Source organism: Microbacterium sp. AC215, from assembly GCF_979258645.1.
The window spans coordinates 636,782-660,677 of sequence record NZ_OZ409869.1; the positions used below are offsets into that span (position 1 = coordinate 636,782).

The window sequence follows — 23,896 nt, forward strand, 5'->3', positions numbered from 1 at the left end:
GGTCACATCCGGAAGAGGCCGAAACGCGGCTCGGGCAGCGGGCTTCGCGCGACCACATCGAGGGCGAGCCCCAGCAGGTCGCGGGTCTGGGCGGGGTCGATGATGCCGTCGTCCCACAGGCGGGCGGTGGCGTAGTACGGCTCACCCTGGGTCTCGTACTGCTCCCGGATGGGCTGTTCGAACGCGAGCCTCTCGTCGGTATTCCACGCCTGTCCGCGAGCCTTCAGCTGGTCGTCCTTCACCGTCCCGAGAACGGAGGCCGCCTGGGCGCCGCCCATCACCGAGATACGGCTGGCCGGCCACGTCCACAGGAAGCGAGGCGAGTACGCACGTCCGCACATGGAGTAGTTGCCGGCCCCGAAGGATCCGCCGATGATGACGGTGAGCTTCGGCACGCGGGTGCTGGCGACGGCGGTGACCATCTTCGCTCCGTCCTTCGCGATGCCGCCCGCTTCGGCTTCCGATCCGACCATGAAGCCGGAGATGTTCTGCAGGAACACCAGAGGGATGCCGCGTTGGTCGCAGAGCTCTATGAAGTGCGCGCCCTTCAGGGCGGATTCGCTGAAGAGCACTCCGTTGTTCGCGACGATCCCGACCGGGTGCCCGTGCAGGCGCCCGAAGCCGGTGACGAGGGTCGTGCCGTACTCCTTCTTGAACTCGCGGAACGTGTCGCCGTCGATCAGCCGATCGATCACCTCGTGCACGTCGTACGGGGTGTTGACGTCGACCGGGACGACGTCATAGAGCGAGCCGGGTTCGGACGGCCGACGCGACTCGACCACGTCCCAGACCGGAGCGAGGGGCGACGGCAGGGTGGCGACGATGTCGCGCAGGATCTCGAGTGCGTGCTCGTCATCCTCGGCGAGATGGTCGACCACCCCGCTGCGCCGGGCGTGCAGTTCGCCGCCGCCGAGCTCTTCCGCCGACACGATCTCACCGATCGCCGCTTTCACGAGCGGAGGGCCGCCGAGGAAGATCGTCCCCTGGCCACGCACGATGACGGTCTCGTCACTCATCGCGGGGACATAGGCTCCGCCCGCCGTGCACGAACCGAGCACGGCGGCGAGCTGCGGAATCCCCTCCGCGGACATCCTGGCCTGGTTGAAGAAGATGCGTCCGAAGTGCTCGCGGTCCGGGAACACCTCGTCCTGCTTGGGGAGGAAGGCGCCGCCGGAGTCGACGAGGTAGAGACACGGAAGTCGATTCTCGAGCGCTATCTCCTGTGCGCGCAGGTGCTTCTTGACCGTGAGCGGATAGTAGGTTCCGCCCTTGACTGTCGCGTCGTTGCACACGACCATCACGTGCCTGCCGTGGACGAGGCCGATCCCCGCGATGACTCCTGCGGCTGGCGCCTCTCCCCCGTACAGTCCGTCGGCCGCCAACGGGGCGATCTCGACGAAGGGGCTGCCCTCGTCGAGGAGTCTGGTCACGCGATCACGCGGGAGGAGCTTGCCGCGCGCGATGTGCCGTTCCCGGGATGCCTGCGGCCCCCCTTGAGCGGCGACGGCCAGTCGTTCGTGCAGCTCGGCAGCGAGAGACTGCTGGGTTGCGGGCATCGTGACGTCCTCCTCGACCACATCGCGCCGGCGTCATCGCCCTGGCGCATTCGATGCTTTCTCGGTTAGTGTTCACTAACCGATCGCATCAGGTTAGCGAGGATTAACTGAGATGACAAGCCCTCCCACTGCGCGAGACCGCGCCAAGGCGGAGCGGTCTGACGCCATCCTCCGAGAAGCCGCACGACTCTTCGCCGAGAGCGGATACAACGGTGTGAGCCTCGAAGACATCGGCGCCGCCGTAGGCGTCTCCGGACCGGCGGTCTACCGCCACTTCGCCGGCAAGCAGGCGCTGCTCGGCGCCGTGCTCGTCCAGGTGAGCGATGACCTGGTCTCGGGCGGCACGAGTGTCGCGGCGGGCGGGTCCACACCCGAGGAGCGCATCCGCGCGCTCGTCGCCTTCCACGTGGAGTTCGCGCTGGGTCACGCGGATGTGATCCGAGTGCATGACCGGGACGTCGCGCATCTCGCCGCTCAGGATCATGCCGAGGTCCGCCGGCTGCAGCGCGCATACATCGAGCTCTGGATCGAGACCCTGAGCCCTCTGATCGATGCCGACGCCGACGAGCTTCGTCTGCGGGTGCAAGCGTGCTTCGGGCTCATCAACTCGACACCGCACAGCACGCGCGCGGCGTCCCGGCAGCGCTCCGCCACCGCGACAGTGCTCGCCGCGATGGCGGAATCAGCGCTCCGAGCGACTACCTGAGCAGCATCGCCCTCCCCGGTTCCTCCAACACGTCCGCGACGTCCTTGAGGAACCTCGCTCCCTCCGCCCCGTCGACGATCCGGTGGTCGAAGGACAGGCTGAGAGTCATCACCTGGCGAAGGGCGATCTCGCCGCGGTACTCCCACGGAAGGCGCCGGACGGCGCCGACGGCGAGGATTCCCGACTGCCCCGGAGGCAGGATGGGGGTGCCCGCGTCGATGCCGAACACACCGATGTTCGAGATGGAAAAGGTGCCGCCCGCCAGCTCGACAGGAGATGTGCGTCCTTCCCGCGCGGTGACGGCGAGAGATGCCACCGCATCGGCGAGCTCTGTGAGTGTCAGAGACTCGGCGTCGCGGATGTGAGGCACGATGAGTCCCCGCTCGGTCGCTGCGGCGATCCCGAGGTCCACGTATCCGAACTGCACGATCTCGCCCGCGGACTCGTCCCATCGGGCATTGAGCCCGGGCGTGCGACTCAAGGCGAGACAGGCCGCTTTCGCCACCACCGCAAGCGGACCGATCCGATGCTCCGAGAGTGAGCGGTCGCCCCGCAGCGAGGCGATGAGGTCCATCGTCGCCGTGACATCCACCGTGTGGAAGACCGTGACGTGCGGTGCGGTGAACGCGCTCTCGACCATCGCCGCAGCCGTGTGCTTGCGAACTCCGCGGATGGGGATCCGCGTCTCCCGAGAGCCATCACGGAGGCTCGCGGCATCGTCCGGAACCCGCGGTCGGGGAGGCGCGGGATCGACCTGTTCTGCGGTCGTCGCCGTGCGAGACGCGTAGTCGTCGACATCCCCGCGGGTGATCACGCGATCCCCCACCGTCGCCGCCACCAGCACGAGATCGATCCCGAGACGCTTGGCATACGCACGCACGGGCGGAGTGGAGCGCGGCCGCTCGGCGACGACCTCGACGCTCACGGTCGGCGACGCGTCGTGCGGCGCCGCTTCGAGCACGGCCGTGTCGGTCGCCGCCCGTCCGCCGACCGCACGTCTGGCACGTCGGGCCGGTCGCCCGGATGCTGATGGCGCAGCTCCGTAGCCCACGAGGTTGGGTTGCGCCTTCTCCTCAGCACCGCCGCCATCCGAGGCAGCAGACGAAGCATCGTCGGCTCCCTCGACATCGAACTCGATCAGCGGCGCGCCCACTGCGACGGTCTCCCCCGCCGCAGCATGCAGGGCTGTGACGACGCCTGCGTGCGGAGAAGGCAACTCGACGATCGCCTTGGCGGTCTCGACCTCGGCGAGAGTCTGATTGAGCGCGACGACATCGCCGGGAGCGACGAGCCACTGGACGACCTCCGCCTCTGTGAGTCCTTCTCCGAGGTCGGGCAGTCTGAACTCCGCGTTCACGCGTCTGCTCCCGTCAGGCTGTTCGGACGGTCGAGCACCCGGTCGACGGCGTCCAGCAGTCGGTCGAGATCCGGCAGATGGTATTTCTCGAGCTTCGCCGGCGGGTACGGGACGTCGTGTCCGGTCACGCGCAACGGCGCCGACTCGAGGTACTCGAAGCAGCGCTCCGTGACGCTCGCGATCACCTCAGCCGCCATACCGGCCTCTCGCGACGCCTCGTGCGCGACGACGACACGGCCGGTCTTGCGGACCGACGTCGCCACGGTGTCGTAGTCGACCGGCGACAGCGAACGCAGATCGATGACCTCGAGCGAGATGCCATCGTCTTCGGCGGCCTCGGCGGCCTGCAGCGCGGTCGTCACCATCGCCCCGTAGGTGATGAGCGTCGCATCATCGCCTGTGCGGACGACTCGCGCGAGTCCCATGGGGGCGGCATCCGCGAGCGGGGCGTCGAGATCGACATCGCCCTTGTGGTGGTAGAGCCGCTTCGGCTCGAAGAAGATCACCGGGTCGTCCGACGCGATCGCCTGGCGAAGACTCCGGTAGGCGTCTTCCGGATTGGAGACCGCGATCACACGGAGCCCTGCGGTGTGCACGAAGTACGCCTCAGGCGACTCCGAGTGATGCTCGGCAGCACCGATGCCTCCCGCCCAGGGGATGCGGATCGTGATCGGCATCTTCACCCGGCCCTGCGTCCGGTAGTGCAGCTTCGCCACCTGCGCGACGATCTGGTCGAAAGCCGGATAGACGAAACCGTCGAACTGGATCTCGACCACAGGCCGATAGCCGCGGAACGCCAACCCGACCGCCATGCCGACGATGCCGGATTCAGCGAGGGGCGTGTCGATGACACGCTGGGGCCCGAACTCGTCGAGGAGTCCATCCGTGATGCGGAAGACGCCTCCGAGCTTGCCGATGTCCTCGCCCAGCAGCACGACCTTGTCGTCGTCGCGCATCGCCCGTCGTAGACCTGCTCCGAGCGCCTTTCCGAGAGTGATCTCAGTCATGCTCACGCCTCGCCGTCGAACGACGCGAGGTACGCGGCGTACTCGTCGCGCTGCCGCTCGAGGCCGGAGTGCGGCTCTGCGTAGACGCCGTCGAACACCGCGAGCGGAGGACGCGTCACCATGCCCAAGCACTCGGCGCGCATGTCTCGAGCCGCGGCGTCCGCCGCTCTCTGCGTGTCCGCGAGCTGGTCGTCGTCGAGCTCCCCGATCGAGCGCAGGTGTGCCTCCAGCCGGGCGATCGGGTCACGCTCACGCCATGCCTGGAGTTCGTCGTCGCTGCGGTAGCGGGTCGGGTCGTCGGCTGTCGTGTGCGGCCCCATGCGATATGTGACGGCCTCGATGTAGGCGGGGCCCTGTCCGGACCGCGCGTGCGCGAGAGCCCAGCGCATCGCGGCCATGCAGGCCAGCACGTCGTTGCCGTCCACGCGCAGGCTCGGGATGCCGAAGCCGGGCGCGCGTCCGGCGATCGGATACTGCGATTGCACCGACACCGGCTCCGAGATGGCCCAGTGGTTGTTCTGGCAGACGAACACCACCGGAGCCTGATACGAGGACGCGAAGATCATCGCCTCGTTCACATCTCCCTGGCTCGTGGCACCGTCGCCGAAGTAGGTGACGGCGACCTCGTCCGCATCTTCATGACGGATGCCGAGCGCATACCCCACCGCGTGGAGCGTCTGCGCTCCGATGATGATCTGCAACGGAGCGACGCGGAGCGCTGCGGGGTCGTGACCCGCGCCCTCTTCACCACGCCACATACGGACGAAGTCGCCCGGCTGCGCGCCCCGTGCATAGATGACACCCGTCTCGCGGTAGCTCGGGAAGACGTAATCCTGCGGTGCGAGCGCCCTCGCGGTTCCGATCTGGGTCGCCTCCTGCCCCTGGCATGGCGCCCAGAGCCCCAGCTGGCCCTGGCGCTGGAGCGCCACCCCCTCCGCGTCGATGCGCCGGAGGACGACCATGTCGCGGTGGAGCGCGCGCAGTCCGGCACCGTCGACGTCGGCGACGAACCCGTCGAGACGAGTGTTCGCGACGCGCTCGCCGTCCGGCGCGAGGATGCGCTCCGCGAGTTCGAGATCCTGCGCCATGTCGGCGATCGGAGTGATCTGGGGTGACATCGTCGTCCTCCTCGTTCGTGGCCGTCGTCACGGGTTCTACGCGCGGCCCCGGCCTCAGCGCCGGTTCACTTGAGAGTACGTCCGCTCATCACCTCGCTCAAGCAATCGAGAGCGGCTTGAGCATGTTGCCAAATATGGGGTGCATCGTCCCTGCTATCGTTTGGCACTATGGCCGGACTTGACCGCATTGATCTGGAACTTCTCGCCGCACTCGCCGATGACCCTCGCGTGACGATCGTGGCGCTGGCGGAGAATCTCGGACTCTCCCGCAACACCATCCAGGCGCGCATGGCGCGACTCGAGCAGACAGGGATCTTCCAGTCGTACGAGCGGTCGTTCTCGACCGACGTGCTGGGGTTCCCCCTTCAGGCGTTCGTGAGCATCGGCGTGCGTCAGACCGAATTGCCGCGGATCATCAACGAACTGGCGCGCATTCCCGAGGTCGTGCAGGCGCACGGACTCAGCGGATCGATCGACCTGCTGGCACGCGTCGCGTGCAGGGACGCCCGCCACCTGTTCGACACCGATGCGCGCATCCTGTCCATCGACGGAGTCGAGCGGACCGAGACCTCCCTGGCCATGGGCGAGGTCATCCCCTTCCGGGTTGCCGGCCTCATCGGGCTCGCGAGACGGGAATCCTGAGGAATCGTCGTACGGCGCCTGCAGCCTCGGCAGGCGTCTCGTAATGGATCAGGTGTCCGACCTCGGCGATCTCCACGAGGGTCGCGTCATCGAATCTGGTGGCGAGCTCCCGCTCGACCTCGATCGGTGTGATGTCGTCGCGCTGAGCGGCGATGAGCAGAGTCGGGGTCGGGATCGAGCGGGCGAATTCGCTCACATCATGCGACACGCTCGTCACGAAGGCGTCCCGCAGGACATCGCGGTCGGCGAAGCGCGAGAAGTAGGTGTCGTGCTGATCGTGGATGAAACGGCGCAGCTGCGGGTCCGACGTCTTCGCCATCGCGATGCTCATGACTCTGACGATCAGTCGGTTCCGCAGCAGAGCAGTGCCCAGCCGCTCGGGCAGCCGCGCCCCGAGCGAGTAGTACAGCACGGCCAGCCGCGTCATGATGCCCTTGGGGCCCTCGAGGGCGGGTGCGCCGATCGGATTGATGAGGATCAGCCGCGGAGTCTCGAGCCCTGCCGCCACGGCCGCGGAGGCGACGATCGATCCGAAGGAGTGCCCGAGGATCACCGCCCCGGGGGCTACCGCAGCGGCGAACTCGGTCAGCCACGCGACATACTCATCGAGATTCGTACGAGCGCCCGGCGACGGGCGCCGTCTCTCCGAAGCCGGGAAGGTCGGGAGAGATGACCCGGACCTCGGGAAGGAACGCGAGAACCGGCTCGAGACCGTGGTGCTCACCTCGGAATCCATGCACGGCGACGACTGTCACATCTGCATCGGAGGGACCGTACTCCCAGTACACGGTCGTCCCGCCTCTGGCCTCGACCTCATGACGCACGACCGGCAGTCGGCTCAGACGGTCGGCATACGGAGAGGGCGCTGGCATGGATCAAGTCTAGGGTCGTCGCATGCGGGATCCCCGTGTGCCTCCGCCCCGATGTCGGAGCCCGGTTCTACGGTGAGATCATGCCCCCGGCACCCTCGCTCCCGCACTGGATCACTCGCGTAGGCGTGTTCGACCTCGAGACGACCGGTGTGGACGTGGAGCACGACCGCATCGTCAGCGCACACGTCGGGCTCCTCGACGCCGGCGGCCGCGAGATCGCCGCACGGGACTGGCTCGCGGATCCCGGCGTGCCGATTCCGGACGGCGCCACCGCCGTGCACGGGATCACGACCGAGCACGCGCGCCGCCACGGACGGCGGGGCGCCGAGGTGGTCCGAGAGGTCACGGCGGCCCTGCGATCCCTGCTTTCTCAGGGTGTGCCGATCGTGGCCTACAACGCCGCATACGATTTCTCCCTCCTGGCACACGAGGCGCACCGCCACGGCATCCCGCCACTGGAGGACCCTTCACCGATCATCGACCCGCTCGTGATCGACAAGGCCTATGACCGCTATCGTCCGGGCAAGCGCACGCTCGAGGTGGTCGCAGCCCTCTATGCGGTGCGCCTCGAGGACGCCCACGAAGCGGCGGCGGATGCCGTGGCCGCCGGCCGGGTCGCGCAGGCTCTGGCCCGCCAGTTCGTGCTTCCGGATACGCTGGAAGAGCTGCACACACGCCAGATCGGGTGGGCCCGCTCTCAGGCGGCGAGCCTCACGGAGTACTTCATCCGGATGGGCCGCATCGAACCTGATGAGCGCCTCGACGGAACCTGGCCGGTCCGTGCACGTCGAACCGTTCAGGAGGTGCCCCGCGATGCGATTCCGTACCAGTGACGTCTCGCGTGTCGAGAGCACCTGGAAGCAGTTCGTCCCGTCCGCCGTACTGCACGACGTCGACCCGCAACGCTTCCGCTTCGACTGGCACTCTGCCGATCTCGGTGCCGTGAGTCTCGTGCGGTACGACCTCGCCGCCGAGGTGCGCTCGACAGCCGAACCACAGGACCAGGTGCTGGTCTGCCGTGTCGATGGGCCCGATGCCCGGGTGTACTCCGATCGAGGAGATCTCGATGCGAGTCTCCCCTGGATCTCCGATGGTCCGAGAGTGCGCGCCCGCTGGGATGCGGGAGCGAGGGTCACGGCACTCGTCTTCGAGCGGGACACCCTGACCCACCTCGCGAAGAGGATCAGTGGCGACGACGGCGTATCCGTCCGCGTGGGCGATCTCGCTCCGCGCTCCGCGCACGCTGGGGCCGCCTGGGATCGCATGTTCGCGTATCTCGAGATGAGCGCCGCGGATCTCGTCGACGATGCGGACGATGACGATCTCGTGCGCAGCGAACTGGCCCGCCATGCCGCGGCGACGACGCTCGCGGCCTTCGCGACGACGAGTCGCCTGCAACGGCATCGGCCGGCGCAGAGCACGCCGGCGCCGGCGACGGTGCGTCGCGCCCTCGCCTTCATCGCCGAGAACTCGCACCGGCCGATCACGGTCGACGACGTCGCCGCTGCCGTCCACATCTCGACGCGAGGCCTTCAATACGCCTTTCGGCGCGCGCTCGACACGACGCCGGCGGAGTCGCTGAGGCAGGCGCGCCTCGATGGAGCGCACCGCGACCTGCGTACGGGCTCACCGACGACGGTCGCCGCGGTGGCCCGCCGGTGGGGTTTCTCGCATCCGTCTCGCTTCGCCGCGGCGTATCGCGAGAGCTTCGGCGTGCTTCCTTCTGTGACGGCGGCGAAGCACCGTCGATGACACTATGCGAACAGATTGTTCGCACGTGTCGCGCGCCGCGACCAGCACGCCGAGAGCGGCGCCGACTGAGACATATATTCCGAGATATGGGTTCTCTCTATTACGGCGGCTCGGAGCCGATCCATATCGAAGATCGGGCGCTCGCGCACCTCAAGGTCGTCGTCGCGACGAAGTTGCGTCGCAACGAGAGCTTCACACTCACGTGGAAGCATCCCGACGGTGACACCGAAGGCCGTTCGACGGTCTGGCTGCATCCGTCGATCCCGCTGCGGTTCGTCTTCGACGAGAGCGAGACGCCCGCGCTCAGCCGCCGATGGATCGAGGATCTCGCTCATTCGGCCAACTCGAGCGGGGGCATCACGCTCGTCGACGAGGTCATCGACCCCTCGCCCGACCTCGACGCCGCGGGCACTCACTGACGTCCACAGGCATCGGCACGCACCCGCCGGTGTCAAGTCCCTCGCGCCCGACGTCGGGTGATGCCACGATCGAACCGATGAGGGCACACACCGAGGGGCACACGATGGAGACGGTGGATGGCCTTCCGTCGACGGCGAATCAGGGCACACGGCTCACCACGTCCGTGGTCATCCCGGTCAAGGACGATGCCGAGCTGCTGGCGCGCTGCCTGAGCGCTCTGCACGCCCAGGACCAGCCGGCCGACGAGATCATCGTCGTCGACAACGGCTCATCCGACTCGTCGGCCTCCGTCGCCCTCGCCTGGGGTGCGCGCGTGCTGACGTGTCTCGATCCCGGCATTCCCGCTGCAGCGTCGACCGGGTATGACGCGGCTCTCGGCGAACTGATCCTGCGCCTCGACGCGGACTGCGAACCGGATGCTCAGTGGATCACGGCCATCGTCTCGGCCTTCGACGACGACGAGCACCTCGGGGCGATCACTGGGCCCGCGCGCTTCACGGACGGGCCGGCAGCCCTGCGCACGCCACTCTCGCGGCTCTATCTCGGCGCCTATATGACCCTCTTGAGCGTCACTCTCGGACATCTGCCTCTCTTCGGATCCAATCTCGCGTTCCGCAGGGAGGCCTGGCAGGCCGTGCGGTCCGACGTGCACCGAGGAGACCCCGACATCCACGACGACCTCGACCTCGCCTTCCACCTCGGCGAGAACCACCGCATCGCGCGGCTCCCGCACACCACGATGGGGATGTCGATGAGGCCGCTCACCGCAGGACAGTTCGGTCGACGCGTGCACCGAGGCGTCCGTAGCGTGCTCGTGCACTGGCCCCGCGACTTCCCACCCGTGCGTTGGGGACGGCTCATCGTTCGCCGCCGCCTGTTCAGCACCGCGGGACGGAGCGCCCGGTGACGGTCGTGCCGCTGATCGGTCCCGCTGCTGCACCGGACCTGCACGTGATGTCGTTCAACATCCGTCGCGCGATGGAAGGCGCCCTGCGTCGGAAGCGTGACCGCTGGAGCCATCGCGAGCCTGCGGTCGCCGAGATGGTCCGCTCGGAGCGGCCGACCGTCCTCGGACTGCAGGAAGTGCTCCCCCGATCGCTGAAGGCCGTCGCCGACGCGCTCGGGCGGGACCATCGGTTCGTCGGCAGAGGGAGGAACCGCGATGGCACGGGTGAGGGAACACCCATCCTCTACGACGCATCGCGGCTGGAACTGCGCGGGTGGGACCAACACGCTCTCTCGACACGGATCGACGAGCCGGGCAGCCTGTCATGGGGAGCGCTCTTTCCTCGCATCGTCGTCTCCGCGGAGTTCAGGGACAGGTCGACAGGGGTCGCGTTCCTGGTCGTCAACACCCATCTCGATCATCTCTCGCGTCGGTCTCGGCGACGTTCTGCCGAGGTCATCGCCGCACTGGTTCGCGCGCGCTCCCTTCCGACGGTCGTGATGGGAGACCTCAATGCGGGCCCCGGCTCCCAGGCCCTGCGCACACTCGTCTCGCGCGCCGATCTGAGCGACTCCTGGGGCGCGGCAGATGATCGGCTGACGCCCCTGTGGAGCACCCTCAGCGGATATCGGCGTCCGAAGGTCGGCGGTCGACGCATCGATTGGCTGCTCGTCAGTCCGGATGTCCGAGTCCGTGCCGCTGCAGTGAACGCACACGTCTTCGACGGGATCGCGCCCTCGGATCATCGACCGGTGCAGGCGCTCCTGCGCCTGACGGGGAGGACACCGTGAAAGAGGACTTCCTGCGACCGCCGCGCACCGTCACGGAGTGGTCGGCCGACGCCGTGCGGGCGGTGGGCATCGTCGGGGTCGCCGTCGCGCTGATATGGCTCGCCCCGACCGACGCCGGCATCGCGGCGCTTGCCCTTCCCGCACTGATGCTGCCGCGAGTTCTGGGCATGCGCGGGTGGTTCGACCTCACCGTGTGCGCCACCGTGCTCGTGGCGGCGTGGAGCAATGTGCTCGACCTGTACCGGTCGATCCCCGGATGGGACCTGCTCCTGCACCTGATCTGCACGGGGGTTCTCACGGTCGTCGCCGCGCTGATCCTCACCCGGGCAGATGTCGTTCCCCTGACTCGCGACTCGGGCGCCAGCCGACGCACGTCGCTGATCCTCGCGCCCGTCGTGGCGCTCGCGCTGAGCGCGGTGTGGGAGATGATCGAGTGGCTCGGCTGGGCCTACCTCAGTGACGAGATCTTCGTCACCTACCAGGACACGATCGGCGACATGGTCTTCGGCGCCTTGGGCGGGATCGCCGCCGGAACAGTCCTGGCGACGTCGTCCCTCGATCGACAGCGGTCGACCGATGACGTCGCTGCGGAGCGGAGCAGGAGTAGGGCGGGCGGGACTTGAACCCGCGATCGTTGGGTTATGAGCCCACTGCCTTAACCAGCTTGGCCACCGCCCCGTGAGGACCAGCCTATCGGTCGAATCCGATCAGATCGGTGTCGCCGCGGCGTGGGTCCGGACGTGCGCGAGGTAGACGTCGGCGTTCGCGATCAGGTCGGCACGCTCCTGGTCGCTGAGCGCTCGGCGCACCTTCGCGGGCACCCCGGCCACCAGTGATCCGTCTGGCACCTCTGTGCCTCCGAGCACGACGGCTCCACCGGCGATGAGACAGCCGGCGCCGATGACGGCCCCGCTGAGCACGACGGCTCCCATGCCGATGAGCGAACCGTCTCCGATCGTGCACCCATGGACGACCGCGTTGTGACCGATCGACACCTTCGCGCCGATGACGACCGGATGCGCCGCGTCGACATGGACCGAGACGTTGTCCTGGACGTTGCTGTCCCGTCCGACCACGATGGAGGCAGAGTCGCCTCGAAGGACCGCGTTGTACCAGACACTCGCGCCCTCGGCCAGCGACACGTCTCCCACGATGCGTGCGCCCTCGGCGATGAACGCGTCGGCGGCGATCCACGGGGACTTCCCCGGCAGAGCGAGGACGGAGGCTCCGGCAGCGATGCTCATAAGGTGAGACTATCCTCCCAAGCCCGGATTTCCGCGTGATTCCGGGCCACTAAGCCGAGCCTTCGCTTGCTTGCGGAATGATTTCAGACGAGTAGCGTTGTCCTCATCAGGCACGAAGAGACAACTCCGGAGGAGTCACAATGAGCAAGGTACAGACCGTTTCCACCACCGCCAGCGACCCGACCGTGGCCGCTGCAGCGTCTCAGTTCCTCTCCCCCGTCGTGCTCGGTCTCCAGGCACTGACGATCGACGGCAAGCAGGCGCACTGGCATGTCCGCGGCGCCAACTTCGTCGGAGTTCATGAGCTCCTCGACACCATCGTCGCGCACGCCGGCGACTTCGCCGACACGGCCGCCGAGCGGATCGTCGCCCTCGGTCTCCCGATCGACGCGCGCATCAGCGCCGTCGCCGCCAAGGGCGGTGCGACGTCGGTTCCGGCTGGCTTCACCCAGTCCGATGAGCTCGTGCGCGCCGTCATCTCCGACATCGACGCGATCCTCGTCGACGTGAAGGCAGCGATCGACGGGCTCGACGAGGTCGACCTCACGAGCCAGGACGTCGCGATCGAGATCATGCGCGGGCTCGAGAAGGACCGCTGGTTCCTCGTGTCGCACATCGCAGCCTGAGCACCCACGCGACGAAGAAGGGCACCGGGCTTCCGGTGCCCTTCTTCGTTCTCGCGCTCATCCGCCGTAGGTCAGCCGCCCGGCGACCATCGTCGCCATGACCGGCATCCCTCGCAGATCCGCACCTGATGCGGAGAGCGGGTCGTAGCCGCACAGGGCGATGTCTGCGGCCTCCCCCGGACGCAGAGCCGTGCGGACGCTCGCCTGGATCGCCTGTTCCCTCGTCAGTCGCTCTTCGGGGTGCCAGGGGTCGCGATCATCGTCCGTGCGGGTGACCGCCGCGGCGATCGCCTGCCAGGGATCGAGGGGAGCCACGGGAGCGTCGGATCCGAAGCGGATCTCCACACCGGCGTCTCGGAGGGCACTGAGCGGATAGCCGATCGACGTCTGCCCGGCCCAGTGCCGGCCGACCAGATCCCTGTCATCGAGCGCGTGCTGCGGTTGCACACTCGCGATGACGCCGAGCCTGCCGAACCGCGCGAGGTCGGAGTGCCGCACCAGCTGAGCGTGCTCGATGGTTCCGACGGCACCCGACACCGTGAAGGCGTCCAGCGCCCCGGTGACGGCGCGATCACCGATCGCATGCACCGCGACCGAGAGCCCTGCGCCGGTGGCGGTCGTGAGCAGCTCGGCGAGCTCGGCGGTCGGTACATTGAGCACCCCGAAGTTCTCGGGATCGCCAGGATACGAATGCGAGCAGGCCGCGGTGCGCGTGCCCAGCGAGCCGTCGCTGATGATCTTCAGCGGCCCGATCCGGATCAGGCCGCGCCCGGCTTCCGGTGCGTCCGCCGCCTCGTGCAGCTCGCCCGACCGGAGCCCGGCGCGGATCGCACGTCCGAGGTCGAAAGGGTAGATGGCGAACTCGACACGATGGGCAGCGAACCCGGCGCCGATACGCCGCGGCCAGGCATCGGCGTTCCAGGCCATGTCGAAGTCCACCAGGCCGGTGATGCCTCGAGAGGCGGCCCTCTCCCCCGCGTCGCGGACCGCTCTGTCGCCGCGTTCCGGGTCGACGGCGTTCAGGCGACGGGAGATCTCGAAGGCTTGCTCCTCTCTGAGCATCCCGTCCGGACTGTCGAAGCCCTCGAGCCGCAACGCCGCCGAGTTGAGCCACGTGCTGTGCACATCCGCGTTGATGAGATAGGTGGGCACTTCTCCCGTGGCGCTGTCGAGAAGTGCGAGCGAGGGCTGATCGGGCCACATCGCATCACGGAACCCGCTGCCGACCTTCCGCCCGTCCGGGAGGGGCGCCGCGGAGGACATGATCGCAGCCGCCTCAGACGCGGAGCCCGCGCCACCGAGAGCGACGCGTTCGGCGGCCAGAGCCCACTGCACCGTGTGCACGTGGTTGTCCCAGAGGCCCGGCACGGCCCACGCTCCGTTGCCGTCGAGGATGCGCCCCTGTGGCGGCAGCGCTCCGGCGGGGGCGATGTCGCTGATCCGGCCGTCTTCGATGAAGATGTCGACGGGCTCGTCGTCGATCAGGAACTCCTTGCCCGGTCCTGAGACCCGGACGCCCGACAGGGTGGCCACGCTGTCTGCGGCTCCGGTCACGAGCGGGCTCCGACGCGCGCCTGCTGGGCGCGACGCATCTCGGCGGCGAGGGCGGGCTGTGCGTACGGCCCATCGGCCTCGAGTTCGGCGATGATGGTCTCCACTGTCTCGGCCGGCTTGTTCTGACTCAGTTTGCGTTTGGCGACGACGCGTGTCGGGGTGAGCCTGAATCCCACCGTCCCTGCGGCCAGCCGTGTGATGAACGCGGGGTCGTTCGGCCGTTCCCACATCTGCCGTGGCTCCGGCATCCGCCCCTCGAAACGGTCGACGAGTCGATCGAGAACGGCGAGATTCTCTTCGTCGCTGAGTATCTCGGGAACTCCGGCAAGATGAACGGCCGTGTAGTTCCACGTCGGAACGGACGGGACATCGCCATACCAGCCCGGTGAGATGTAGCCGTGCGGCCCCTGGAACACGATGAGCAGTTCCCTCTCGCCCAAGCCGTGGATCAGGTCGTCGGGCCGGCCGACGTGACCGACGACCGTGAGATCATCGCGATCCTGGTCGAGCAGCACGACGTAGTGAGAGGAGACGAGGCCCTCCGGTCCGTCGCTCACTATGGTCGCCCACGGATCGGCATCGATGACCCGACGGAGCTCGGCCACATCAGCGAGCGTGAAACTGGGGTTCTGACGCATCCTCTCAGCCTACGGCTGACCGGTCAGGCCTGGCAGCGCGGGCACCAGTACAGCTTGCGGGCGCCGATCTCCTCGAGGGCGATCTCGGTGCCGCAGATACGACACGGCAGACCGGCACGATGGTAGACCCAGTGGCGATCGTCGCGGCTCGCCATCGCCGCCCGATAGGCGTCGGGCGACAGATCATCCATGGTCATCATCTGGCCGGTCTCCACACCGACGGCCAGCAGCCGCACCCAGTCGCGCCACAGTGCTCGCACGACCTCCTCGGGCACCTCGCGGCCGGGCGTGTGGGGGTTCAGCCGCTGTCGAAACAGCATCTCCGCCCGATACACGTTTCCGATGCCGCTGACCACGGCCTGATCCATCAGCAGAAGTGCGATCACCGTCTGCTTCTTACGGACCGCCTGCACGAAGCGCTCCTCGTTCTGCGCGGGATCCCCCACGAGGGGATCCGGGCCGAGCTTGGCGACGCTTGCGAGCATCTCCTCCGGACTCTGGAGCACGCAGGCCGTGGGGCCGCGCAGATCGGCAGCCGTGATGTCGGTCATCAGACGCAGTCGAACCTGACCGACGACCGGTGGGGGCCATTCGAGTCCCTCGTCGGCGAGCCCCTTCGTCTGCTCCGACATGCGCACGTGCACCCGAGTCCGGCGAGGTGCGCCGATCGAGGCGAGCGAGTTCTCTCCGGCATCGTCGAGGATCTCCTCGTCGACCACAGTTCCGCGCTGGTTCGTCTGGCCCATGCGGCCGTTCGCAGAGGCGATCGTCGGGTCGACCAGGATGTCGCCGGCGAAGTCCCACGCTCCGTACAGGCCGAGGTGCACCCGAAGCCACACATCGCCTTCGGCCTCGAGGAACATCTGCTTCCCCACCGCCTGCACGCTGATCGCCTCACGACCGTTCAGGACGGCCGCCCCCTCGGCGAATCGTCCCTGGGGGCTCGAGGCGAGCATCTGCTTGCCGACGAAGTTACGGTCGAACTGGCGCGCGATGCGGTGGACCGAATGTCCCTCGGGCATCTCAGGCTCTCGGATCCGGGAGCAGCGAGCCGTTGCGCTCGAAGTCCGCGATCTGACCGATTCGGCGGATGTGGCGCTCGTCCTCCGAGAACGGCGTCGCGATGAAGGTGTCGATGAACGAGGTGACCTCGTCGAAGGAATGCTGCCGCGCCCCGATCGAGATCACGTTCGCGTCATTGTGCTGGCGGGCCAGCTCGGCGGTCGACGTGTTCCACACCAGCGCGGCACGGACGCCCTCGACCTTGTTCGCGGCGATCTGCTCGCCGTTGCCGGAGCCGCCGAACACCACACCGAGCGTCTCGACACCGGCCGCCTGATCCGCGACGACGGCCTGCGCCGCACGGATGCAGAATGCGGGGTAATCGTCGAGCGCGTCGTACTCGATCGGCCCGTGGTCCACGACCTCGTGTCCCGCGCCGCGGAGGTGATCCTGTAGCTGCGTGGAGAAGTCGAGACCGGCGTGATCGGTGGCGATATGGATGCGCATGGCATCCATCCTAGAAGCGCCGCGGGTCAGCGGGTGCTCACGGGGCCACGCCGGCGGCGGCCGGCTTGAATCCGGCGCGGACGTTCTCGCAGCAGCCCGGACGGCACACGTCGAACGCACCCGGCAGCGACGTCACGTGAGGGCGCTCCTCGTTGGGGCGGCCTTCCAGCCGCTCGACGATCAGGTCGACGATGCCGGTGACGAATGACGGCGCCACCCCGGGCGTGGGAGTGCGTGTGAAAGCCAGTCCGGCCTCTTCCGCAGCTTCGGCCGCCTCGGTGTCGAGGTCCCAGAGGACCTCCATGTGGTCGCTCATGAAACCGACCGGCACGACCGCCACGGCTTTCCGACCGCGCTCGGGGAGTTCGCCGATCACGTCGCACACATCCGGCTCCAGCCACGGCTGCGAGGCGGGACCCGAACGGGACTGGTAGACGAGCTCCCACGACACGTCGGCCGCCTCGGGGATGCTCTCGCGGACTCGATCCATGACCCACGCGGCGACCGCGAGGTGCTGCGCCGCGTAGGCGCCGCCCTCGCCCCAGTCGATGTCCCGCGCACCGGAGCGCTCCGCGTCGGCCGTCGGGATGCTGTGGGTCGAGAACAGGATCTGGATGTCCGCGGGGGCGATGCCCTGTCCGAGGAACGCCTCCACGGCCTCGCGGACGCCCGTCTCGAACGACTCGACGAATCCGGGGTGGTCGTAGAAGGGACGGATCTTGTCGATCGTCACCGTCTCGCCGAGCTTCGTCTCCTCGAGCACGCGTGCGAAGTCCTCGCGATACTGCCGGCAGCTCGAGAACGAGCTGTAGGCACTGGTGGCGAACGCGAGCAGCGTCGTCTTCCCGTCGGCGGCCGCCTCGGTCACGACCTCCTCGAGGTACGGACTCCAGTTGCGGTTGCCCCAGTACACCGGAAGATCGATGCCGCGGCGTGCGAGCTCGCCCTCCAGAGCCTCCTTGAGGATGCGGTTCTGACCGTTGATCGGGCTCACGCCACCGAAGTGACGGTAGTGATGCGCCACCTCTTCCAGTCGTTCATCGGGGATACCGCGACCGCGCGTGACGTTGCGGAGGAACGGGATGACGTCGTCCTGTCCCTCGGGCCCTCCGAATCCGGCGAGCAGGATGCCGTCGTACGCCGTCGGCGTCGATACGTAGGGCGCACCTTCGGCAGCGGCAGCAGAGGCAAAGAGGACGTGGTTCGGCTCGATCGCGGTCACCCCTCCATCCTTTCACCTTCCAGACGTGAGACAGGCCGCCGTGCTGGCGTAGGCTGTCATGGTTGCCGTGGGCGCCAACTGCGCTGGGTTGCGGCAGCATCCCCTCACCCCTGGGAGTACAGCTGTGCCTGGAGAGAACCTCACCCGCATCGAAGCGCAGGAGCGCCGCGACGTCATCGACACCCAGTCGTACGAAGTCTCGCTCGACCTGACGAAGGGTGCGGAGGTCTTCGGCTCCCGCAGCGTCGTCCGGTTCACCGCGACGCCGGAGAGCACCACCTTCATCGATCTGATCGCCCGCGACGTGCGCGAGATCTCGCTGAACGGCGAGCAGCTGGACCCCGACGAGGTCTTCGCCGACTCGCGCATCGCACTCGCCGGTCTGCAGGCCGAGAACGTCCTCGTGGTCGACGCGGACTGCCTCTACACGAACACCGGAGAGGGACTCCACCGGTTCGTCGATCCCGTGGACGGCGAGGTCTACCTCTACTCGCAGTTCGAGGTCCCCGACTCCCGACGCGTGTTCGCGGTGTTCGAGCAGCCCGACCTCAAGGCGACGTTCCAGTTCACGGTCACCGCACCGGCGTCGTGGAAGGTCGTCTCCAACTCCCCCACGCCCGAGCCCATCGTGCACGACGACCACTCGGTCGCCACCTGGGGCTTCGAGCCCACCCCGCGCATCTCCTCGTACATCACCGCGCTCGTCGCCGGGCCCTACGAAGCGACGTTCTCCGAGCTCACCAGCGCCTCGGGCCGGGTGATCCCGCTCGGCGTCTACGGACGCAAGAGCCTCTGGCAGCACCTCGACGCCGACTACATCTTCGACAAGACCCGCGAGGGATTCGCATACTTCGAGTCGAAGTTCGGCGTCCCCTACCCGTTCGCGAAGTACGACCAGCTCTTCGTCCCGGAGTTCAACGCCGGCGCCATGGAGAACGCGGGCGCGGTGACCTTCACCGAGACCTACGTCTTCCGCAGCAAGGTGACCGACGCCGTCAAGGAGCGTCGCGTCGTCACGATCCTGCATGAGCTCGCACACATGTGGTTCGGCGACCTCGTCACGATGAAGTGGTGGAACGACCTCTGGCTGAACGAATCGTTCGCCGAGTGGGCGTCGACGATCGCGACCGCCGAGGCCACCGAGTGGACCGAGGCATGGACCACGTTCAACGCGATGGAGAAGACCTGGGCCTACCGTCAGGATCAGCTTCCGTCCACCCACCCGATCGTGGCCGAGATCAACGATCTCGAAGACGTGCAGGTGAACTTCGACGGCATCACCTACGCGAAGGGCGGCTCGGTTCTCAAGCAGCTCGCCGCCTGGGTCGGCATCGAGGAGTTCTTCGCGGGTGTCTCGCAGTACTTCCAGAAGCACTCGTGGGGCAACACCGAGCTGAGCGATCTGCTCACCGAGCTCGAGGCCACCAGCGGTCGCGATCTGAGCACCTGGTCGAAGAAGTGGCTCGAGACCGCGGGCGTGAACACGCTCGAACCGGTTATCGCCGACGACGTCGACGGCACCATCACGCGGTTCGCCGTGACGCAGACTGCTCCCGCGGACTACCCCACCATCCGCCCTCACCGCCTCGGCATCGGCTTCTACAACCTCCAGGACGGCGCACTCGTGCGGTCGCACTATGCCGAGGTCGACGTCGACGGAGACCGCACCGAGGTCCCCGAGCTGCACGGCCTCAAGCGCCCCGACCTGGTGCTGCTCAACGATGACGATCTCGCCTACGCGAAGATCCGCCTCGATGACCGTTCCCTCGCCACGGCGATCGAGCACCTCGCAGACATCCGTGATCCCCTCGCACGCTCGCTCGTGTGGGGAGCGGCGTGGGATCAGACCCGCGACGCCGAGACCGCCGCATCCGATTACATCGATCTGGTGCTGGGGAACATCGGCCGCGAGACGGAGTCGACCACGGTCCGTACGACCCTTGCGCAACTGCGCACGGCTGCGACGCTCTACGTCACGCCGGAGGACCGCCTGGCGGCCCGCCAGAAGGTCGCCGACGGTCTCTGGACACTCGCAGAATCCGCCGAATCGGGCAGCGACAGCCAGCTCCAGTTCGTGACGGCCTTCGCGAACGCGCTCGTCACTCCCGAGCACGCCGGCATCGTGGGTCGACTGCGCTCCGGCGAGGAGACGCTTCCCGGTCTCGAGATAGACGCGGACCTCAGTTGGCAGCTCCTTGTGGGCCTCGCCACGATCGGAGCGACGGACGCAGCATCCATCGATGCCGCGCTGTCCTCGGACAACACCTCGAAGGGCGGCGAGTTCGCCGCGCAGGCCCGTGCCGCGCTGCCGGACTCCGCCTCGAAGAAGGCCGCGTGGGCCTCGCTGATCGATCGTGACGACGCTCCGAACACGGTCGTGCGTTCCGCCGCACTCGGGTTCGTCCACCCGGCGGGCGCCGAATCGCTCCGCGAGTTCGTTCCGGCGTACTTCGACATGCTCGTGCCGATCTGGGAGTCCCGCAGCTACCAGATCGCGCAGTACCTCATCGTCGGCCTGTTCCCCACCGCCATCGCAGATGTCGAACTGCGCGACGCGACTCGGGCCTGGCTGTCCGCGAATCAGGACGCCGCACCGGCACTCCGTCGCCTCGTGCTCGAGAACCTCGCAGACGTCGAGCGGTCGCTCGCCGCGCAGTCTCGCGACGCAGAGGACTGACCCGTCTCTCCCGATCAGGCCTCTGTGCGGTGCATCCAGCCCGCGCAGAGGCCTGATCGCTACTCTGGAGGGGATGATGCAGCCATTCGATACGAACCCTGACCCTGCAGAGACCCCACTCCCCGACTGGTGGATGGATGCTGTCACCGTGCTCCGGGACGTGGGCCTCCAAGCTCTCGGGGTCGTCGCGATCATCGGCGGCTGCATCCTGATCGGTCTGGTCCTCCGGGTGGTCATCCGACGCGTCGTGCACCGGATCGTCGACAGTGCGAAGAGCAAGGCAGACGTCGACGACACCCAGGCCCTCGAGCGATCTCCGCTCGCCGACATGCGCCTCGTGCAGCGGACGCGAACTCTCGGGACGATCCTGCAGAACATCGTCAATGTGATGCTCGTGGTGATCGCGATCGTGCTGGTGGTCAACCATCTGTCCCCCACCCTGCTCGGTTCCCTCACCCTGCTCACTGCGGCGGTCGGCGCGGGCCTCGGCTTCGGCGCTCAGAACATCGTCAAGGACGTGCTGAACGGCATGTTCATCGTCGCGGAGGATCAGATCGGCATCGGCGACGTCGTCGATCTCGGTCTCGCGTCAGGCGTCGTCGAGTACGTGAGTGTGCGCATCACCCAGGTCCGTGATGTGAACGGCACCCTCTGGTACGTCCGCAACGGCGAGGTGCTCCGCATCGGCAACATGTCCCAGGGTTGGGCGCGCGCGATCATCGACGTCGGTGTGCCCGTCGACTCGGACTTCGACAAGGCCGAGCAGACCATGTTGGACACCGCGCTGGCGCTGGCCAAGGATCCGAAGTGGCGAACTCGCATCGTCGAGAAGCCGGAGCTGTGGGGTCTCGAGTCGATCGACGGCGACGCCCTGGTCATCCGTCTCGTGATCAAGGCTCGCGCGAACGCCAAGGACGACGTCGCGCAGGAGCTGCGCAAGCGTCTGCGGTCGGCCCTGCTCGAGAACGAGATCGCGCTCCCGAGCATGACGACGGTCGTGCCCACCGGTCTCGACGGTGCACGCCGGGTTCGAGGTGCGAATCCGCCCAAGACCCGTCCGAACGCGGTCACCGGCGTGCCTGTGATCCCGGACAGGGGAATCTGGCGACGCAAGAAGACGAACGACGACGGGAGCTCCCAGAAGTGACTTTCTACGACGAGGTCGGCGGTCGCGACACCTTCGCGAAGATCGTGTCGGTCTTCTACCGCGAGGTCGCACTCGATCCTGTCCTGAAGCCGATGTATCCCGAAGAGGATCTCGGCCCCGCCGAGGAACGCCTGCTCCTGTTCCTCGAGCAGTACTGGGGTGGCCCCACGACGTACGGCGAGACTCGTGGCCACCCCCGCCTCAGGATGCGCCACATGCCGTTCCACGTCGACCCCGACGCGCGTGACCGGTGGCTCCGGCACATGCGAACGGCCGTGGACGAGGCGCAGTTGTCGCCACTCCACGAATCGACGCTCTGGGACTACCTGGAACGAGCCGCGTATGCCATGGTGAACACATTCGAGCCGTCCGGCATCGGCGCACCCTCCGCCGGGCGTCCCACGCTCGAGACGCGATCACGTCAGGAATCAACGGAGAGCACATGACGACCACGCCCCTGTCTGCAGACGTACTGGTCATCGGATGGGGGCTTGCCGGGCTCGTCGCGGCGAGTGAGGCGTTGGATGCCGGGCGTCGCGTGATCCTCGTCGACCAGGAGCCGCGCACGAATCTCGGCGGGCAGGCGTGGTGGTCGTTCGGCGGACTCTTCTTCATCGATTCGCCCGAGCAGCGACGGATGGGGATCCGGGATTCGCTCGCGCTGGCGACCCAGGACTGGTTCGGAACGGCCTCCTTCGACCGCCCGGAGGATCACTGGCCGCGCCGGTGGGCCGAGGCCTACCTCCAGTTCGCGGCCGGTGAGAAGCGCGCGTGGCTGCGCGAACGCGGCGTCACGTTCTTCCCCGTGGTCGGATGGGCCGAGCGAGGCGGATACGGTGCACTCGGTCCGGGCAACTCGGTTCCGCGATTCCACATCACCTGGGGCACCGGGCCCGGTGTCGTGGCGCCGTTCGCCGCAGCAGTCGAACAGGGTGAGCGCGAGGGCCGGATCACGATCCTGCCCCGCCACCGGGTGACCGAACTCATCACCACCGACGGAGCCGTCACCGGCGCACGCGGAACGATCCTGGAGTCGAGCCCCGCGCTTCGCGGCGTCGAGTCGTCACGGTCCGCGATCGGCGACTTCGAGATCAGCGCCGGAGCGACGATCGTCTCCTCGGGCGGCATCGGCGGCAACCACGATCTCGTGCGTGCGGCATGGCCTGCGAGCCTCGGCGTGCCGCCCGAGCACATGCTGACGGGGGTGCCCGCGTACGTGGACGGATCGATGCACGCCGTCTCGGACGCGGCGGGGGCTCGCCTCGTGAACGGTGACCGGATGTGGCACTACGTCGAAGGCATCACGAACTGGGATCCGGTCTGGCCGTCCCACGGCATCCGCATCCTCCCCGGACCCTCGTCGCTGTGGCTCGATGCCACAGGGACGCGATTGCCTGTCCCCCTGTTTCCTGGCTTCGACACGCTGGGCACGCTCGCCCACCTCCGCCGCACCGGCTACGACCACTCGTGGTTCATCACCTCTCGTCAGATCGTCGAGAAGGAGTTCGCCCTCTCGGGAAGTGAGCAGAACCCCGACCTGACGGGCAAGGACGTCGGTCTGCTGGTGAAGTCCCGACTGGCGAAGGGACCGACCGGCCCGGTGCAGGCATTCCTCGACGAGGGTGAGGACTTCATCGTCGAGAACGATCTCGAGTCCCTGCTCGAGCAGATGAAGCGGCATCCCGGCGGCGAATCGCTCGACATAGACCACGTCCGACGGGAGGTCGTGGCGCGCGACCTGGAGATGGACAACGAGTTCTCGAAGGACGCCCAGATCGGCATGCTTCGCTCCATGCGCGGATACCGCGGCGACAGGCTGATCCGCACCGCCGCACCGCACCGGCTCCAGGATCCGGCAGCAGGTCCGCTCGTCGCTGTGAAACTGCACGTCCTCACGCGGAAGTCACTCGGCGGAATCAATACCGATCTCGACGGCCGCGCTCTCGGAGCCGACGGCGAACCGATCCCCGGCCTGTATGCCGCGGGCGAGGCGAGCGGCTTCGGCGGCGGCGGGATGCACGGCTACCGCGCACTCGAGGGCACGTTCCTCGGCGGATGTCTCTTCTCGGGTCGTCAGGCCGGGCGCGCTGCCGCGCGGTGAGCTCGTACGCG

At 67.7% G+C, this 23,896-nt stretch carries 25 protein-coding genes and 1 tRNA gene; 13 read left to right on the forward strand and 13 right to left on the reverse strand.

The window, feature by feature from the left end; translation table 11 throughout:
- Nucleotides 1–2 precede the first annotated feature (2 nt).
- On the reverse strand, nucleotides 3–1,556 hold the full coding sequence (locus tag ACZZZF_RS03330) for a carboxyl transferase domain-containing protein (protein ID WP_463497043.1): 1,554 nt from the start codon (nucleotides 1,554–1,556) through the stop codon (nucleotides 3–5).
- A gap of 112 nt (nucleotides 1,557–1,668) precedes the next feature.
- Between ACZZZF_RS03330 and ACZZZF_RS03335 the strand changes: the two genes are divergently transcribed.
- Nucleotides 1,669–2,262 carry a TetR/AcrR family transcriptional regulator gene (locus ACZZZF_RS03335; protein WP_463497044.1) on the forward strand — a complete coding sequence of 198 codons (594 nt, stop codon included), beginning with the start codon at nucleotides 1,669–1,671 and terminating at the stop codon, nucleotides 2,260–2,262.
- Here the strand turns inward: ACZZZF_RS03335 and ACZZZF_RS03340 are convergent.
- The 3 genes from ACZZZF_RS03340 to pdhA are packed head-to-tail and all read right to left on the reverse strand — an operon-like array spanning nucleotide 2,255 to nucleotide 5,744.
- The gene (locus ACZZZF_RS03340) at nucleotides 2,255–3,619 is read right to left on the reverse strand and encodes a dihydrolipoamide acetyltransferase family protein (protein WP_320488243.1); all 1,365 of its coding nucleotides are present in this window, start codon (nucleotides 3,617–3,619) and stop codon (nucleotides 2,255–2,257) included. The genes ACZZZF_RS03335 and ACZZZF_RS03340 overlap by 8 nt on opposite strands.
- A complete protein-coding gene (locus ACZZZF_RS03345; protein ID WP_463497046.1) occupies nucleotides 3,616–4,626 on the reverse strand; it encodes an alpha-ketoacid dehydrogenase subunit beta in 1,011 nt (336 codons plus the stop codon). The genes ACZZZF_RS03340 and ACZZZF_RS03345 overlap by 4 nt, the downstream gene beginning before the upstream one ends.
- A 2-nt stretch (nucleotides 4,627–4,628) precedes the next feature.
- The gene (gene pdhA, locus ACZZZF_RS03350) at nucleotides 4,629–5,744 is read right to left on the reverse strand and encodes a pyruvate dehydrogenase (acetyl-transferring) E1 component subunit alpha (RefSeq protein WP_463497047.1); all 1,116 of its coding nucleotides are present in this window, start codon (nucleotides 5,742–5,744) and stop codon (nucleotides 4,629–4,631) included.
- Between the two features lie 168 nt (nucleotides 5,745–5,912).
- On the opposite strand from pdhA, the gene ACZZZF_RS03355 reads away from it, so the two are divergent.
- On the forward strand, nucleotides 5,913–6,386 hold the full coding sequence (locus ACZZZF_RS03355; protein WP_053096043.1) for an Lrp/AsnC family transcriptional regulator: 474 nt from the start codon (nucleotides 5,913–5,915) through the stop codon (nucleotides 6,384–6,386).
- On the opposite strand, the gene ACZZZF_RS03360 is transcribed toward ACZZZF_RS03355, so the two are convergent.
- Both ACZZZF_RS03360 and ACZZZF_RS03365 read right to left on the reverse strand, forming a co-directional pair.
- Complete coding sequence (locus ACZZZF_RS03360) at nucleotides 6,358–6,975, reverse strand: alpha/beta hydrolase (RefSeq protein ID WP_463499909.1); 618 nt, start codon at nucleotides 6,973–6,975, stop codon at nucleotides 6,358–6,360. The two genes, ACZZZF_RS03355 and ACZZZF_RS03360, sit on opposite strands and share 29 nt — an antisense overlap.
- Before the next feature lie 13 nt (nucleotides 6,976–6,988).
- A complete protein-coding gene (locus ACZZZF_RS03365; RefSeq protein WP_463497049.1) occupies nucleotides 6,989–7,258 on the reverse strand; it encodes an alpha/beta fold hydrolase in 270 nt (89 codons plus the stop codon).
- An 80-nt stretch (nucleotides 7,259–7,338) separates the two neighbouring features.
- Between ACZZZF_RS03365 and ACZZZF_RS03370 the strand changes: the two genes are divergently transcribed.
- From ACZZZF_RS03370 to ACZZZF_RS03395, 6 genes are all read left to right on the forward strand, one after another.
- On the forward strand, nucleotides 7,339–8,091 hold the full coding sequence (locus ACZZZF_RS03370; protein ID WP_463497051.1) for an exonuclease domain-containing protein: 753 nt from the start codon (nucleotides 7,339–7,341) through the stop codon (nucleotides 8,089–8,091).
- Nucleotides 8,072–9,010 (forward strand): helix-turn-helix transcriptional regulator, encoded by a 939-nt coding sequence (locus ACZZZF_RS03375; protein WP_053096041.1) that lies wholly within the window; start codon nucleotides 8,072–8,074, stop codon nucleotides 9,008–9,010. The genes ACZZZF_RS03370 and ACZZZF_RS03375 overlap by 20 nt, the downstream gene beginning before the upstream one ends.
- Before the next feature lie 86 nt (nucleotides 9,011–9,096).
- Nucleotides 9,097–9,429: a DUF7882 family protein gene (locus tag ACZZZF_RS03380; RefSeq protein ID WP_463497054.1), complete on the forward strand. Its 333-nt coding sequence runs from the start codon at nucleotides 9,097–9,099 to the stop codon at nucleotides 9,427–9,429.
- A gap of 104 nt (nucleotides 9,430–9,533) precedes the next feature.
- Entirely contained in the window at nucleotides 9,534–10,337 is an 804-nt protein-coding gene (locus tag ACZZZF_RS03385; protein ID WP_463497056.1) for a glycosyltransferase family 2 protein, read from the forward strand.
- The gene (locus ACZZZF_RS03390; RefSeq protein ID WP_394194145.1) at nucleotides 10,334–11,167 is read left to right on the forward strand and encodes an endonuclease/exonuclease/phosphatase family protein; all 834 of its coding nucleotides are present in this window, start codon (nucleotides 10,334–10,336) and stop codon (nucleotides 11,165–11,167) included. Before ACZZZF_RS03385 ends, ACZZZF_RS03390 begins: the two co-directional genes overlap by 4 nt.
- The gene (locus ACZZZF_RS03395; protein WP_295102183.1) at nucleotides 11,164–11,790 is read left to right on the forward strand and encodes a hypothetical protein; all 627 of its coding nucleotides are present in this window, start codon (nucleotides 11,164–11,166) and stop codon (nucleotides 11,788–11,790) included. Before ACZZZF_RS03390 ends, ACZZZF_RS03395 begins: the two co-directional genes overlap by 4 nt.
- On the opposite strand, the gene ACZZZF_RS03400 is transcribed toward ACZZZF_RS03395, so the two are convergent.
- Both ACZZZF_RS03400 and ACZZZF_RS03405 read right to left on the reverse strand, forming a co-directional pair.
- Nucleotides 11,772–11,845 (reverse strand) — tRNA-Ile (locus tag ACZZZF_RS03400). The genes ACZZZF_RS03395 and ACZZZF_RS03400 overlap by 19 nt on opposite strands.
- A gap of 29 nt (nucleotides 11,846–11,874) precedes the next feature.
- Nucleotides 11,875–12,411 carry a gamma carbonic anhydrase family protein gene (locus ACZZZF_RS03405; protein WP_295102184.1) on the reverse strand — a complete coding sequence of 179 codons (537 nt, stop codon included), beginning with the start codon at nucleotides 12,409–12,411 and terminating at the stop codon, nucleotides 11,875–11,877.
- Nucleotides 12,412–12,551: 140 nt separating this feature from the next.
- Between ACZZZF_RS03405 and ACZZZF_RS03410 the strand changes: the two genes are divergently transcribed.
- Nucleotides 12,552–13,037, forward strand: coding sequence for a Dps family protein (locus ACZZZF_RS03410; RefSeq protein WP_053096038.1), 486 nt, complete (start codon nucleotides 12,552–12,554; stop codon nucleotides 13,035–13,037).
- Nucleotides 13,038–13,094: 57 nt separating this feature from the next.
- Here the strand turns inward: ACZZZF_RS03410 and ACZZZF_RS03415 are convergent, their stop codons facing one another.
- The 5 genes from ACZZZF_RS03415 to ACZZZF_RS03435 are packed head-to-tail and all read right to left on the reverse strand — an operon-like array spanning nucleotide 13,095 to nucleotide 17,960.
- A complete protein-coding gene (locus ACZZZF_RS03415; RefSeq protein ID WP_320488231.1) occupies nucleotides 13,095–14,591 on the reverse strand; it encodes an amidohydrolase in 1,497 nt (498 codons plus the stop codon).
- Nucleotides 14,588–15,229, reverse strand: a complete 642-nt coding sequence (locus ACZZZF_RS03420; protein WP_463497058.1) for an FMN-binding negative transcriptional regulator — start codon at nucleotides 15,227–15,229, stop codon at nucleotides 14,588–14,590. Before ACZZZF_RS03420 ends, ACZZZF_RS03415 begins: the two co-directional genes overlap by 4 nt.
- Nucleotides 15,230–15,252: 23 nt before the next feature.
- Complete coding sequence (locus ACZZZF_RS03425; RefSeq protein WP_056278701.1) at nucleotides 15,253–16,251, reverse strand: Fpg/Nei family DNA glycosylase; 999 nt, start codon at nucleotides 16,249–16,251, stop codon at nucleotides 15,253–15,255.
- Nucleotide 16,252: 1 nt separating this feature from the next.
- The gene (locus ACZZZF_RS03430; RefSeq protein WP_053096034.1) at nucleotides 16,253–16,738 is read right to left on the reverse strand and encodes a ribose-5-phosphate isomerase; all 486 of its coding nucleotides are present in this window, start codon (nucleotides 16,736–16,738) and stop codon (nucleotides 16,253–16,255) included.
- A gap of 37 nt (nucleotides 16,739–16,775) precedes the next feature.
- The gene (locus tag ACZZZF_RS03435) at nucleotides 16,776–17,960 is read right to left on the reverse strand and encodes a ferrochelatase (protein WP_463497060.1); all 1,185 of its coding nucleotides are present in this window, start codon (nucleotides 17,958–17,960) and stop codon (nucleotides 16,776–16,778) included.
- A 124-nt stretch (nucleotides 17,961–18,084) separates the two neighbouring features.
- Here ACZZZF_RS03435 and pepN point away from each other — a divergent pair, with 124 nt between their 5' ends.
- From pepN to ACZZZF_RS03455, 4 genes are all read left to right on the forward strand, one after another.
- A complete protein-coding gene (gene pepN / locus ACZZZF_RS03440) occupies nucleotides 18,085–20,637 on the forward strand; it encodes an aminopeptidase N (protein ID WP_463497062.1) in 2,553 nt (850 codons plus the stop codon).
- Between the two features lie 73 nt (nucleotides 20,638–20,710).
- Entirely contained in the window at nucleotides 20,711–21,784 is a 1,074-nt protein-coding gene (locus tag ACZZZF_RS03445; protein WP_320488224.1) for a mechanosensitive ion channel family protein, read from the forward strand.
- Complete coding sequence (locus ACZZZF_RS03450; protein ID WP_394194394.1) at nucleotides 21,739–22,230, forward strand: globin; 492 nt, start codon at nucleotides 21,739–21,741, stop codon at nucleotides 22,228–22,230. The genes ACZZZF_RS03445 and ACZZZF_RS03450 overlap by 46 nt, the downstream gene beginning before the upstream one ends.
- A complete protein-coding gene (locus tag ACZZZF_RS03455) occupies nucleotides 22,227–23,885 on the forward strand; it encodes an FAD-binding dehydrogenase (RefSeq protein ID WP_463497065.1) in 1,659 nt (552 codons plus the stop codon). Before ACZZZF_RS03450 ends, ACZZZF_RS03455 begins: the two co-directional genes overlap by 4 nt.
- The last annotated feature ends 11 nt before the right edge of the window (nucleotides 23,886–23,896 follow it).